Source organism: Collinsella aerofaciens, assembly GCF_018785265.1.
In the GTDB taxonomy this organism is placed as follows: Bacteria; Actinomycetota; Coriobacteriia; order Coriobacteriales; family Coriobacteriaceae; genus Collinsella; species Collinsella aerofaciens_AI.
Window position 1 is genome coordinate 22,373 of sequence record NZ_WQPK01000041.1, and the last position, 12,035, is coordinate 34,407.

Below are 12,035 nucleotides of genomic sequence, written 5' to 3' on the forward strand. Positions count from 1 at the left end.
TATTCGCTCACAGGCGCCCGCTTGCTCCCCCAGCAAGCGGGCGCTTTCTTTATCTGAAGCAGCGAATACTACGGCATGCCTTAAACCAAAAGAGCCCGGCACCGTAACGGTACCGGGCTCGATATTCCTCTGGTGCCCCCGGGCGGATTCGAAAACTCCCCCCCGCGGGGAAATTGGTGACGCGGGTGTTGACGGCTCGAATCCTGCCCTTAGACCAGAAGAGCCCGGCACCGTAGCGGTACCGGGCTCGATATTCCTCTGGTGCCCCCGGGCGGATTCGAACCGTCGACACCCGCTTTAGGAGGTCATGGTCATTTACCTTACCTGGGCAAATGCAATTTTGCCCTATTATATATATTCGCAGGTAGATTAGCTGTTTTTGAGTTTCTGCTGGTTCTTATTAGAATTCTATTTCACCTCTTTTTCACCCCTAGCAGTTGCGCTTACGGCTTGCAGGGGTGAAAAGTTTACGTTAGGCTCGGGGCCGAGGCCCTCAAAGCCCCGGCCCCGAGCCTAACGTAATCCCCTTGGAGGACACTTTTGGAAACCAGAATCAAACCAACCGCAAAGGGAACATCTGAGCCCATCAAGGGAAAGCCCGGCTCATTCAAGATTTACTTCTCTCTTGGGAGAGACCCGAACTCCGGAAAGAACGGCAGCAAAGTTAAGTATCTCAAAACACCCAAGAGGACCATCCATTGCAAGAGCAAGAACCCGAAGAACTGGCCTAGCGAAGTCGCAAACGCTCTCAACGAGTACCGCGAGGAACTTGAGAGCTATGAACCATCTAGAGATGCTCCGAGCACCGTAGCGGCATATGCCGAATCCTTCCACGTGCTCCGAGAGAGCTCATTCGGCTCCCCTCTCTCATATGAGCGAGAGGGATACGACGTGCGACACATACGCGAACTGTTCGAAGACGTGCCCCTAGCCGACCTGAGGCCCGACGATGTTAAACGCGCCTACGCTGAGGCCCGTTCAAATGGAAGGTTCACCGACGCCGAGATCCGTCGCATTCACGTCAAGCTTAAGCAGGTCATGCAAGATGCCCTTGAGAACGAACTGATTGGCCGCAATCCTTGCATCGGCATAAAGCTGCCGAAACCGGACCTGCGAGCACGAAACTTTCTCCCTCCCGATGAGCTCCCAAGATTCACTGAGTGCTTGCTTTCCGAGCCGATGGGGCCCATGACCGTCTGCACCATGCTTATATTTCACCTCGGGCTGAGGAAAGGCGAGGCTTTAGGGCTCAGCTGGCTCGATTACGACCCCGAAGCCATGGAGCTCCGAATCGTCCGGCAGTACACCAGCGACAAGACCTTGAGGCCCCCGAAATCGGAGATGAGCAGACGCATTCTCTCCATAGACAAAGCTCTGGCCGAGTATTTAGACAAGTGGAAGACTATGCAGCGCGACATATTCAGACGTCGCGGGTTGGAACAAAAGGATACCGACCCCATCGTCCACGCATTCAGCGTTGGAAAGGATGCCGACGGTTTCCGCAGCATAAGCATCACCAGACCAAGCGGGCACAACTACTCTCGATGGTTTAGGGACTTCTGCGTCGATAACGGCTATGGGACTTATAGCGATGTGACGAAGCAGTTCATGCGAGACGGCAAGCTTCATACGCGCGGCACTGGTTACTCAGGACTTGTTCCCCATGGCCTCCGTCACACCGCCGCGACCGCTCTCGTGGCGAGCAACGTCGATTTAAAGACCGTTCAGGCGCGAATGGGCCATGCCTCCGCAAGCACAACGGCTAATTTCTACACCCATGCAATCAGGGCCAATGACCGAAACGCAGCAGAAGTCTTTGAATTGCTGTCATCTAAGTAATGGCTAGTTTACCTCGATGTTCACTATCTCTTCATACGGTGGGCTACTACTAGGGCTACATGCGCCGTCTGATGGTATGATGATTGCAGACAAACGATTGGAGGTGAATAAAATGGTCTATAAGAAGAAGGCCGAGAAGCGTATCCGCATACCCGAAAACCTCAAGACCCCCTTCTCACAGATGGTCTCCGACGAGGCTTACCTTCGAGCGACCGATGAGTCAAAAGCCATTATCGGCCTTGTCTTTGACGAGGTGCTTCCCTCCCCGGCATTTCCGAGGGACAGGATGCTCGACGTCTACAGCGGTGGTGGTCTGTTTGCGAGCGTCTCGGACGTTCTGCGTTCGAACGTCACTGGCGCGACGGGAACCGTCGCCCACGGCGGCTATAAGCCCATTGTCGAGTTCGGTTTCGAGCTAATCCACGAGAGGCGTTGTGAGACCGCGCTCTTTACCGGCGCGATGGACATGCCGCACCTTCGCCGCTGCTTTGATTCCGTCATTGACTTTATGGAGCACAAGGTTCCGCGCGATCCCTCAGACCCCTTTGTCGATTACGAGACCGACAGGGCGGTGAAGTACGGCCGCGCCCTGATGGACGAGGCGTCCACCAACTATAACCGCGCCCCCGTTGTGGCGCTCGTGCGCTTCGCCATCGAATATTTTGACGAAATCGGCCAGCTGAACGCGACATGCGCCTATCTCGCCGACGCCTTCTCCGCGCTCGAAGAGAGCGTCACGACCTCTGCCGCAGACTGCGGCAACCAGCACGTACTCCCGGATACCCCGGAGTTGCGTCGCAAATGGAGCAGTCTTCTTGAAGAGGTTTGTTCCGACTGGTAATAAAAAACGGCACCCGACTCCCCTCTCTTAGTCGCCAAACCTCGAAGAGGAGCCGAGCACCCCAAACAAGGAGTTTATCATGCATCTTGCAGATGACCCCAAGGTTGACGCCATTTCCGCAGGCATCAACCTTCGTCGCACTGGTCCCAAGCGTATCTTGAGCCGTCTCGATGTTCAGATTCTCACCGGCATTGGCCAGTCGAGCGCCATTAAGCTCATGAAGTCGACGCACCATTGCTTCCGCATCGCCAACCAGTATTTTGTCATGGAAGAAGACCTCATCGCCTATTTCAGGACTTTGGCTGAAGAGGCGAACGAGTAATGCAGTGCCCGGCCCCCAACCCTCTCGTTTTCGAATCCGATAGGCTCGATGAGCACCTCAGCGCCCTTAGGGGTGACCAACCTATCGCCCTCTTCGGGCTCAAGGCCCTTAACGACATCCTCGGCGGAGTCCATCCCGGGCTCAATTATGCCATCGGCACCGGTCCCGGCAGGGGCAAGACGACCTTGGCCTTGCAGGAGGCCGACAAGCTTGCGAACGACAGTCACCCAGTAATCTATGTCTCCGCCGAGCTTCCCGCGCATAAGCTCTTGGAGAAGAGCCTTGCACGACTCAGCGGAGGCAAGCTTGCCCTTTCCGAGGTCGCGGACGCGGCGGCGGCAGACCATCCCAAGCACGAGGCCTTCGAGGCTGCTCTCGACATGTATCGCAGCTGTATCGCCCCGAATCTCTGTATTACCGGCCCGTTGAACACCGTTGAACTCTCGAACCTCGTTGGGCTGATAGCACGTGAGCGCAACGAGGCCCCTATCGTTTTCATCGACTATCTCCAACTCCTCGCCTGCGGTATCACGGCGGGACAGCAGTTCATCGACGAGCGCTTGGCAATCACAGCGTGCGTAAAGGGCTTGCGCGAAATATCAAACCTCTACGGCTCGCCAGTCATCGCCCTGAGCTCGACCACGCGCGAGTCCTACAAGTCTGGCAAGTCGAGCAAGCCCAACCTCGGCATGTTCGGCGGCTCTTCGACGGTCGAGTACAGCTTCGACTCCGTTCTTTTTCTTGCCGACGATGACGGAAAACCCGACTTCCCTTTTGAGGCCCCCGCGAGCGGCACCCCGCTCAAGCTCGTTGCCCTCAAGAATCGCTACGGCACGTTAGGCGAAGCTCGGCTCGACTTCGACGGAGCCCACGCTACCTTCCTCGATAGGGGCTAGGCGATGCGCGGCACTAGCAGGACCGCGCATATCAACGTTCGTATGACCGATGGAGAGCGGGCCGAAATCGTGGCCCGCTCTTCCTCTTTCGGCATGCCCCCATCAACGTTTTTGCGCGAGGCCGCCCTCCGAATCGGCGAGAAGCCCGTCAAGGTCGCCGACGAGTCGACCCTCCGGCAAATGCTCGTCGAGATGAAGCGGCAGGGCAACAACCTCAACCAAGCTATGCGCTCCATAAACGCCTATGGCATCGACCGGCAAACGGCCGTCCAGCTTGAAAACGCCGTCCAGTTGATATCGAGCACAGCTTCCGAACTCTCAACCCTTCTGTCGAAAGCAAAGGAGCGGCTATGAAAAGCAAGATGTTCACCGCCCTCATATCATCCGTCTTCATTGCATTCCTCGTCTGCCCAATCCTTGCCGCCCCTATCGGCGATATTGCCTCCGGGATCATGCCCGACGCGTCAGCCCTCCCCTCTGCGCTCGATGCGGCCACGGTTCTCGGCTGGTGGCTCTCGGGCGCATTCATCGCCCATATCACGGGGACCGTCCTCACCTTCCTCCTCACGCTCTGCATCTGCTCCCTCGTTGCCTATTCGAGCGCCCTCAACTCGCGTGCCGACGATGGCGGCGTGCTCGGCAATGCTTGCATCAAGACGGGCCGCAATGCGGTGAAAGGTTCGATTACATGGGACGGCTCGGCTAACCCCTCTTCACGCGGGTTCGTCTACGGGTTCACCAGATGGCTCGGCAAACCCTGCTACCTCTTCGAGCCAAAGAAGATGGTCTATGTTTCCGGGTCCACTGGCTCTGGCAAGTCCCGCTTCCTCTACCTGCCCTCAATCGATTTGCTCTCGTACGGCGACGGCGCAAACGGCTCCGAGCCCGCGACCCTCGTCGTCTCCGACGTCAAGAACGAGCTCATAGAGCTCACGGGTGACGAGCTGGCCCGACGCGGCTACAACGTCCTCCTGCTCGACACGCAGCGACCTTATCGAGGCCAGAGGTTCAACCCGCTCAAGCAGGTCATCGACCTCCACGCCGAAAGCCGCGACCAAGAAGCCGAGCAGGCGGCTGACACCATTGCGGAGCTCGTGGTGCAGGATGACGAGAACGGCAAGGGCTCGCACTGGACCGCATCCGCGCGGGGCCTCCTGTCTGCCCTCGTCTTGCTGGTCTCCATGTCCGATGAATGCCCCAAGGAAGCAAAGCACCTTGCGACCGTCTGCGAGGTGCTGGACCGTGGCACCGAGGCAGAGGGTGACGACCCGGCCGAGCCACTCAAGAGCGTTTTCCGCGCCCTACCAAGCAGACACCCCGCTAAAAACAGAGCCTCGCAGTTCGTCTCCTCGGGCGGCAACGAGCTCAGAAGCATCCTCTCGACGCTCAAGGTGGCGCTGCGCCCGTTCTCGTCGGCCCCAGTCGCATGGATGACGTCCGGGTCCGACATCGACCCTCGCGCGGTTCTTGAAACCAAGAGCGCCGTATTCCTCCATATGCTCGACGAGGGCTCGCCATACAACTGCATAGCGGCGATATTCCTCTCCCAGCTCTGGGAATCCGTCCAAATCGTCGCCGATTCCAACGGCGGAAGACTTCCGCGCCCCGTCCAGATTCTCGGCGACGAATGGGGCAACCTGCCCCGCATCGAATGCCTGCCCGCCCTCCTTTCGCTTGGAAGGTCGTTCCAGATTTACTGGACGGGGGCAACGCAAGATATATCCCAGCTTAATAAATACGGAGAGAGGGACGGACGGAGGAAGATTCTCGCGAACTGCGGCGTAAAAGTCGCCATGAAGCTCGCCGAGGAGGAAGACCGCCGATACTTCACGGAGCTCATCGGCAAGACCACCCGCCACACGCAGGGCACGAGCAGCAGCAAGGCGGCGTCGGGTTCGTCGGCATCGACCTCCTACAGCGAGAGCGCAGACGACGTGATACACGCGTGGGAATGGCGCGACATGGCCCCGGACAGGGACGGGATAATCGTCGTCAAGCACGCGGATAACGGAATACCCGCCGAGCGGGCCGGGGTCTTCCGCTCACCCGTCGCCGATTGCACCAAGACGCCCACGAAGGAGCACTTCGACCTCGGGACTCCGGAGCACGAGGCGGAGAAGCGCCGTGCCTATCAAAAGCAACTGGACGAGGCCGCTGCCGAGAAGATGGGCGAACGCGTCGGCCTCTGGTGCCCCAAGTGGCCCGAGCCGAAGAAGAAAGCCGAGATCCAGCCGACCGGCAAATTCAGCGGCCTTTCGCTCGACTAGGGAGGACCCATGACAGCGATTAAACAGACAAGCGTGTGCAGCGAGAAGCACCTCTCCCGCCTCAAGGACTATCTCTCATGGGACAGGGACAAAGCTCTCGCGCACGACACGCAGAACATCATCAGTAAAGAGCGCTGGTTCCAAGAGATGGCAGACACGAGGAAGGCCATGGGGCATGACAAGCCGGGGAAGGCGGGGGCGAAGTGCACCTACATGCAGCATCAGATACTTGGTTTCCTCCCCGACGAGTGCGACCTCAACGGCGGGAAGATGACGCCGGAGATGTGCATGCGATACGCACGCGACTACGTGGCCGAGCGCTATCCGAACCAAGAGGTCGTCATAGTTCTGCATCGCGAGCGCTGCCGCTCCGATGACACCGACCGCTATGCCGTGCACCTCGGCATCAACCGCAGCGACCTTGAGACAGGCAGGAGGCTCGACGAGGGCCCCGCACGCAAAGCCGCTGCCGCACGCGTGAAAACCGTTCGCACCTTGGACGAAAGGTATGGGCTCAAACAGCTTGAGCGCGGCAAGGCCAACTCGCGCGTCCACGCGAGACAGCCGGGCAGGGAGGAACGCGACATGGCCCGCAAGGGGCAGGCCGAGCGCTCCGAGAACGCCCGCGTCCGCGTGGCGGTCGCCCGTCGCGTCGAGGAGGTCGGACGAATGAGGGACTGCCCCGACCGCATGGCCGAGCTCGACCGGCGGCTCAGGCGAGATGGCATCGAGCTCGCGAGGTCGAAGGGCGGGAGCCTCCAGTACCGCTTCTTCTCGAAGGCCCTCGGGGCCGTGCGGAAAGTCAACGGCGGCAGGCTCGGCTTCGCGGTCGACCGCTCAACCGGCCTCGTCGTCCGCTTCACGCTGCGCGGGATCGCGACGGCGATGAGGGCGTTCTGGGAACTTGAGCGCAAGTCGTGGGAGAACCAGAACGGGCGAGGGGACTGAGCGCTTGGGCCGGGACGCAACAAGCGTCCCAGCTTATTATTGGCGGGAGCGACTTCGGAGCGGTTCGCCCTCCGCCGCAGGCGGCAAGATGATTCCGTGCAACGGAATCCATATCTTGCCTGCACGGAGCGAGCCGGTTGCCGAGGCAACGCGAGCCCGGGCAGGTGAGCGCCGGTTGAGCCGACGCCGAGGAGACGCGACCCATGGGGAGCGTCGCACGACGGTGCTCGGCGACCCGGCGGGCGGGGCCGGTGTGAGCGGAGGCGGACGGAAACGCGATCCTTGGGAGCGTTGCAGGAAGCCGTAGCGAGAGCGACGCCACGCGTCGCGGGGGTCCCGCTTATGGGCGGGACCCATCGGCCGCAAGGCCGATCGATGAACATTAAGAAAGCTCCGGCCATTTGGTCGGGGCTTTCCTTGCCTGAATAGACGATTGCCTTGCTCTTTCAAGTTACTTCGTGGCACCGCAGGAAGAGCACTTATAACCGGTGGTCACGGTTTCATCCCATGCCGCACTAACCTGCACCTGCTCGTCATATGCCGCTTTGTCGGTCACGGTTTCATAATACCCCTGCTTTACAGTCACATAGGTAGAGTGATAGCTTCCGCAATTACCACCATTCATAAGAGAGTTGTTAATATGCCCCCAAGGGTCAGACGTGATATCCGCACCACACTGATTGCAGATATAGTGTTCCTCCGTCACCGCGTCATGCCATACCTGATGCGTCACCGCGTCGTGGTGGACGGTCTTGTACTGAGCGTCGTGATGGACGGTTTTTGTCTGGGCAACCCAGTTGTGCTGATGCGCCGGGGTGTCATCCTTCTTTGAGGAGCTGCCGGAATTGGAGCTGTTGTTGCTTCCACTCGGCTTGCTGTCTGACTTGTTGTCGGAACCACTGTTCCCGTTATCCTTCTTGGAGCCGTTGGATGAGCCTGAATCGCTCTTCTTGCTGTCGGAAGTTTCCGGGGTCTTCGCGTCGGACTTCTCTTCCTTGGCGGACTCCTGAGCCTTCTCGGTCTCCTTCTCGACGGCATCGGTATCGGCGTTCGGGTTCTTCTTGATGTTGTCCTCGAACTTCTTCACGACCTCAGCGCCCTTGTCCCCGGTCAGGGTGGAATCGCCCTTCTTCACGGCTTCCGCAACGTCCTTGGCAATGGCTGTCAAGTCATCTTTCGTCACCTTGTCCGCATCCACCTTATCGAAAGTCACACCCGTGCTGGCCGTCTTCTTATCGGCCTTCCCGGCGGTAACCTTCTTCGATGACACCTTATAGATGGAACCGTCGGCGTTCACCGGTGAAATGAATGTGACGGTATAGGTACCGGACTTGCCGACCCTCACGGTCACCTGCTTGTTCGCAGCGATGGCGGTGTAGAAGTCTACTTTCCCGTCCTCATCCTCGATATGGGCGATGACGGGCGTGGAGGTTTCCGTATCCCAGCCGTCAGCCTTCACCTCAAGGGAAAGCACCATGTCCTGCTCCTCATCGTCCTTTGACTGGGGCACCGCAGGGGCGTTCGCTTTGCCCGTCCACCCGGCATGTGTGATGGCATACCCACCGCCGCCGATGAGAAGCGCCGCACAGAGGATTCCCGCACCAGCCGCGCAGACCTGCTTACGGGAGAACTCGCGCCCGAAGAGCACGAGCGGCTTCTTAGCATTCTCCTCCTTCGTCGAATCCGATCGTTTAATTTCCCGAGAGCCGTACTCATCCATCGGCAAACTCCAGTTCAATTATCAGAGGTCTAACTTAGCGGCATTGTATTCCAAATTGTCACTTATATAGGTGTGACTCATATAGAACCGAAACGAATCATTGGCACAACCTATTAGGAGGTGCCAATAACTCAGTTAGATATAAAGATGAGGGTCGGGCTGAGAATAAAAGAGTTGAGAAACGAACTCGGCTATAGCCAGGAAACTATTGCGTACTCTATCGAAATGTCCCGAACATACTTCGCTGAGGTCGAAACCGGCAAGCGGAACATATCAATTGAAAATATCGACCGGATTGCACAAGGGCTCGGCGTTTCCCTGAAAGAGTTCTTCAACTCTGACCTCTTTGTCAAATAAGACAGAGCACAAATCGAATTAGAACGAAAGGACAGACTTCCAACGTCATCTAATGTCCAACAGGGCTTCAATAGCAATCAAAAGGTATCAAAGGGCTGCCGGAAACTGGCTTGCCCTACGGCAACGACAGCCTAGGTTTTCAACGCTTTCCATAGCCGGAGGGTCCCACATCCAGCCCGTAGGCTGTGGGAAGGGTTGAAAACCGGCCCTGAGGGTGAAACTCTGGGGTGAAATATGAAGTCGCGATGTTTTCCCCATAGAATGAACTTTCACCCCTTTTTCACCCCTCAGGCGGGTTTTACCCCTATCCATACAGAAACAGGTCAGACGATTTATACCGTCTGACCTGCTATTTCTCTGGTGCCCCCGGGCGGATTCGAACCGTCGACACCCGCTTTAGGAGAGCGGTGCTCTATCCCCTGAGCTACGGAGGCATGTTGTACTAGTGTAGCAGATTTACTGCATCGCAATACGTCGCATGACTAGACTTCGAAGTTGCGGTGGAATAGTTCCTGTCTGAAGCATCTAAAGCCGTATTTAGGAACTATTTCACCGCAACTTATGAGGAGCTAGTTACCTTTGTGGAAGAGGTTTTTGATAACGGAGGGGATGCTCTTGGCGCCCTTGGCCGTCACATCGATAAAGTCGGGCGAACGCACAAGCTTATCCTCGTCGACGTACTTGCGGACAGCACGAAGCGTCTCTTTGTCGTCGCGCGTCGAAAACGTAAAGTGACCGTTGTCCTTGGTGAAGATGGCAAAACGCGTGATCTTCTTGGTGCCGCGTAAAACCTCGGCGGCAATATAGTCGACCTCATCCCACGGGATTTGAATATAATCCTCGGGATTGCGCTCGTTGTAATACTCGAACGCCTTATTGCCCACCATCACGTTGCCGTGGCTGGTAAGCCCCATCAGGCAGGTTGCCGGCGTTGCCAGATCGACCGTGCTGTTCTGAGATTGCGCCATGCGCGCCTCGCCCTCCAAATAAAACAATCGGACCGCATCCAGTGTACCCACCGGGTGCGGTCCGTTTCAATGGCTCAAAAGCCCTTGCCTAGCAATTCTCGGTCTTAAGCCGAAACGTGCTTACATGAAGCCGCAGACGCGACCGATGATGCCGATGGCGAAGAGAGCCAGGATGATGACGATCGGGCTGACCTTCTTCTTGAGGAGCTTGCAGACCAGCAGGGTCAGGCACACGGCGGCAAGGCCGGGGATGAGCTGATCGAGGTTGGCCTGAAGCGTGGTGACCTTCACCTGATCAAGGGCGTTAGCACCGATGGAGTTATACATCGTCAGTGCTTCCTTGACACCCTCAGAACCGGAGGGCAGGTTAGCCCAGTCGATAAAGGCGCCAGCAGACTGCGTGACCTTGGAGACGACCGGGGTGAAGGAGATGGACACCCAGCGCTCGACCAGGGCGCCGATGATGAACATACCCAGGATGGATGCACCCTCGGTGACCTTGCCCATCAGACCGCCGGAGAGGTCCTTGGCGATGGAGGAGCCGACCTTGTAGCCAAACTCCTGCGTGTACCACAGGAAGGCGTAACGGATGATGTTCCACGCGAAGAAGAACAGCAGCGGACCGGCGATGCTGCCGGACAGGGCCAGGGAAGCGCCCAGAGCGCCCAGAATCGGGCGAAGGGTGAACCAGAAGGCGGGGTCGCCGACGCCGGCGAGCGGGCCCATCATACCGACCTTGACGCCCTGAATGGCGACGTCGTCAATCGGGGCACCGTTGGCGCGCTCCTCCTCGAGAGCGAGGGTAACGCCAATGACGGGGGCGGAAACATAGGGGTGGGTGTTATAGAACTCCAGGTGGCGCTTAAGAGCGGCAATCTGGTCATCCTTGCTGGTGTAGAGCTTCTTGATCGCAGGGATCATTGCGAAGCACCAGCCGCCGTTCTGCATACGCTCGTAGTTCCACGAGCCCTGAAGGAACTGATGACGGAAGCAAACCTTCTTGCGGTCAGCCTTGGTGAGCTGAATCTTGTTCTCTGCCATATGTATCACTCCCCTCCTACTCGTAATCGTTCAGAATGTCGCCGAGCGGGTCACCGGAGCCGCCGCCCATGCCGCCACCCTGCTTGGCCAGATCCTTAAGGCCAAGGTAGATGAGGGCAAGGGAGATGCCGATGAGGCCAAGGGCGATCAGCGTGAGCTGAGGGATGGCAGCAAGGACAAAGCCGAGGATGAAGAACGGCCAGGTCTCCTTGGTGGCCATCATGTTGATAACCATGGCGTAACCGACGGAAGCGACCATGCCGCCGCCGACAGCCATGCCGCCGGACAGCCAGTCGGGCATAGCGTTAAGCGCGTTGGTAACAGCCTCGGCCGGGATGATGCACAGAAGTACTGCCGGGATGGCGATACGAAGGCCCTGCATGAGGATGGCAGCGTACTGCCAGCGCTCGATGCCGGAGAAGTCGCCCTTCTCGGCGCAACCGTCCATGGCGTGAGCGATAGCGGTAGCCAGGGTACGGCAGATCATGGTCAGGAACAGACCAGCGACCGACAGCGGGACGGCGACGGCGATGGCGGCGGTAACGGCCTTGGCCGAATCGGTGGCGCCACCGTTGAGAGCGAGCACCATGATGATCGAAGAAGCGACCGAGGCCAGAGCGGCGTCAGGCGCGACAGCGGCGCCGACGTTAGCCCAGCCAAGGGCCATCATCTGGAGCGAACCGCCCAGGAGGATGCCCTCCTGAAGGTGACCGGTTACGAGACCGATAAGCGTGCATGCCACGAGCGGCTGATGGAACTGGAACTCATCCAGAATGCCTTCCATACCGGCAAGCAACGCGACAATCGCAACAAGCAGAATAGTGATTGCAGACATG

Annotated in this window: 12 protein-coding genes and 1 tRNA gene; 8 read left to right on the plus strand and 5 right to left on the minus strand. The window is 58.3% G+C overall.

Going from position 1 to position 12,035, the window contains the following annotated elements; genetic code table 11:
* The first annotated feature begins 540 nt into the window (after window positions 1–540).
* From GPK42_RS06680 to GPK42_RS06710, 7 genes are all read left to right on the plus strand, one after another.
* Window positions 541–1,839: a tyrosine-type recombinase/integrase gene (locus GPK42_RS06680; RefSeq protein ID WP_215694400.1), complete on the plus strand. Its 1,299-nt coding sequence runs from the start codon at window positions 541–543 to the stop codon at window positions 1,837–1,839.
* Between the two features lie 112 nt (window positions 1,840–1,951).
* Window positions 1,952–2,680 (plus strand): hypothetical protein, encoded by a 729-nt coding sequence (locus GPK42_RS06685; RefSeq protein WP_215694402.1) that lies wholly within the window; start codon window positions 1,952–1,954, stop codon window positions 2,678–2,680.
* Window positions 2,681–2,759: 79 nt separating this feature from the next.
* Window positions 2,760–3,002 (plus strand): hypothetical protein, encoded by a 243-nt coding sequence (locus GPK42_RS06690; protein WP_215694404.1) that lies wholly within the window; start codon window positions 2,760–2,762, stop codon window positions 3,000–3,002.
* A complete protein-coding gene (locus GPK42_RS06695) occupies window positions 3,002–3,898 on the plus strand; it encodes a DnaB-like helicase C-terminal domain-containing protein (RefSeq protein WP_215694406.1) in 897 nt (298 codons plus the stop codon). Before GPK42_RS06690 ends, GPK42_RS06695 begins: the two co-directional genes overlap by 1 nt.
* 3 nt (window positions 3,899–3,901) lie before the next feature.
* Entirely contained in the window at window positions 3,902–4,252 is a 351-nt protein-coding gene (locus GPK42_RS06700) for a plasmid mobilization protein (protein WP_215694408.1), read from the plus strand.
* Entirely contained in the window at window positions 4,249–6,165 is a 1,917-nt protein-coding gene (locus tag GPK42_RS06705) for a type IV secretory system conjugative DNA transfer family protein (RefSeq protein ID WP_215694410.1), read from the plus strand. Before GPK42_RS06700 ends, GPK42_RS06705 begins: the two co-directional genes overlap by 4 nt.
* Window positions 6,166–6,174: 9 nt before the next feature.
* A complete protein-coding gene (locus GPK42_RS06710) occupies window positions 6,175–7,113 on the plus strand; it encodes a relaxase/mobilization nuclease domain-containing protein (protein ID WP_215694412.1) in 939 nt (312 codons plus the stop codon).
* 451 nt (window positions 7,114–7,564) lie between these two features.
* On the opposite strand, the gene GPK42_RS06715 is transcribed toward GPK42_RS06710, so the two are convergent.
* Window positions 7,565–8,833, minus strand: a complete 1,269-nt coding sequence (locus GPK42_RS06715) for a hypothetical protein (RefSeq protein WP_215694414.1) — start codon at window positions 8,831–8,833, stop codon at window positions 7,565–7,567.
* Between the two features lie 147 nt (window positions 8,834–8,980).
* On the opposite strand from GPK42_RS06715, the gene GPK42_RS06720 reads away from it, so the two are divergent.
* Window positions 8,981–9,190 (plus strand): helix-turn-helix domain-containing protein, encoded by a 210-nt coding sequence (locus GPK42_RS06720; RefSeq protein WP_252200177.1) that lies wholly within the window; start codon window positions 8,981–8,983, stop codon window positions 9,188–9,190.
* 358 nt (window positions 9,191–9,548) lie between these two features.
* On the opposite strand, the gene GPK42_RS06725 is transcribed toward GPK42_RS06720, so the two are convergent.
* From GPK42_RS06725 to GPK42_RS06740, 4 genes are all read right to left on the minus strand, one after another.
* Window positions 9,549–9,624: transfer RNA gene (locus GPK42_RS06725), tRNA-Arg, on the minus strand.
* A 135-nt stretch (window positions 9,625–9,759) separates the two neighbouring features.
* The gene (locus tag GPK42_RS06730) at window positions 9,760–10,158 is read right to left on the minus strand and encodes a DUF956 family protein (protein WP_006235193.1); all 399 of its coding nucleotides are present in this window, start codon (window positions 10,156–10,158) and stop codon (window positions 9,760–9,762) included.
* Between the two features lie 120 nt (window positions 10,159–10,278).
* On the minus strand, window positions 10,279–11,199 hold the full coding sequence (locus tag GPK42_RS06735; protein ID WP_022094170.1) for a PTS system mannose/fructose/sorbose family transporter subunit IID: 921 nt from the start codon (window positions 11,197–11,199) through the stop codon (window positions 10,279–10,281).
* A 16-nt stretch (window positions 11,200–11,215) separates the two neighbouring features.
* On the minus strand, window positions 11,216–12,034 hold the full coding sequence (locus GPK42_RS06740) for a PTS mannose/fructose/sorbose transporter subunit IIC (protein WP_055285302.1): 819 nt from the start codon (window positions 12,032–12,034) through the stop codon (window positions 11,216–11,218).
* Window position 12,035: the final 1 nt, after the last annotated feature.

Bases quoted from the DNA above. Each gene is read 5' to 3' on its own strand.
- GPK42_RS06685 (WP_215694402.1), top strand. From the start codon at position 1,952: ATGGTCTATAAGAAGAAGGCCGAGAAGCGTATCCGCATACCCGAAAAC.
- GPK42_RS06690 (WP_215694404.1), top strand. From the start codon at position 2,760: ATGCATCTTGCAGATGACCCCAAGGTTGACGCCATTTCCGCAGGCATC.
- GPK42_RS06695 (WP_215694406.1), top strand. From the start codon at position 3,002: ATGCAGTGCCCGGCCCCCAACCCTCTCGTTTTCGAATCCGATAGGCTC.
- GPK42_RS06700 (WP_215694408.1), top strand. From the start codon at position 3,902: ATGCGCGGCACTAGCAGGACCGCGCATATCAACGTTCGTATGACCGAT.
- GPK42_RS06705 (WP_215694410.1), top strand. From the start codon at position 4,249: ATGAAAAGCAAGATGTTCACCGCCCTCATATCATCCGTCTTCATTGCA.
- GPK42_RS06710 (WP_215694412.1), top strand. From the start codon at position 6,175: ATGACAGCGATTAAACAGACAAGCGTGTGCAGCGAGAAGCACCTCTCC.
- GPK42_RS06715 (WP_215694414.1), bottom strand. From the start codon at position 8,833: ATGGATGAGTACGGCTCTCGGGAAATTAAACGATCGGATTCGACGAAG.
- GPK42_RS06720 (WP_252200177.1), top strand. From the start codon at position 8,981: ATGAGGGTCGGGCTGAGAATAAAAGAGTTGAGAAACGAACTCGGCTAT.
- GPK42_RS06730 (WP_006235193.1), bottom strand. From the start codon at position 10,158: ATGGCGCAATCTCAGAACAGCACGGTCGATCTGGCAACGCCGGCAACC.
- GPK42_RS06735 (WP_022094170.1), bottom strand. From the start codon at position 11,199: ATGGCAGAGAACAAGATTCAGCTCACCAAGGCTGACCGCAAGAAGGTT.
- GPK42_RS06740 (WP_055285302.1), bottom strand. From the start codon at position 12,034: ATGTCTGCAATCACTATTCTGCTTGTTGCGATTGTCGCGTTGCTTGCC.